The sequence below is a fragment of the Pedobacter sp. CFBP9032 genome (assembly GCF_034045265.1).
Classification (GTDB): Bacteria; Bacteroidota; Bacteroidia; order Sphingobacteriales; family Sphingobacteriaceae; genus Pedobacter.
Map to the genome: position 1 here is coordinate 1 of NZ_JAXCWE010000053.1, position 282 is coordinate 282.

A 282-nucleotide genomic window follows, 5' to 3' on the forward strand; every position below is an offset into this window, starting at 1 on the left:
CCCACTAATGGATACTGATATAATAAACAGTAATTCTGCAATTATAGTGGGGCATAATGGAAGGATTCTAAAAACGAACAATAAAGGGGCCTCTTGGGAATATCAATCTTTAAGAAATGATGGAAGAGAATTCATTACTTCAGTTGATTTCATAAATGATAATACAGGATATATTGTTGGTACTAATGAAGCTGTAAACGAGATTTTCATTTACAAAACAACAGATGGTGGTAATAAGTGGATAAAATTACCTTCCAATATAAATAATGTACAAGATTCTTT

The 282-nt window shown here is 30.5% G+C and carries 1 protein-coding gene; it reads left to right on the forward strand.

What is annotated here, in order from left to right:
- Positions 1–7: 7 nt before the first annotated feature.
- Positions 8–282 (forward strand): WD40/YVTN/BNR-like repeat-containing protein (locus SOM16_RS23115; protein WP_320466359.1); only part of this gene is annotated, 275 nt, incomplete at its 3' end.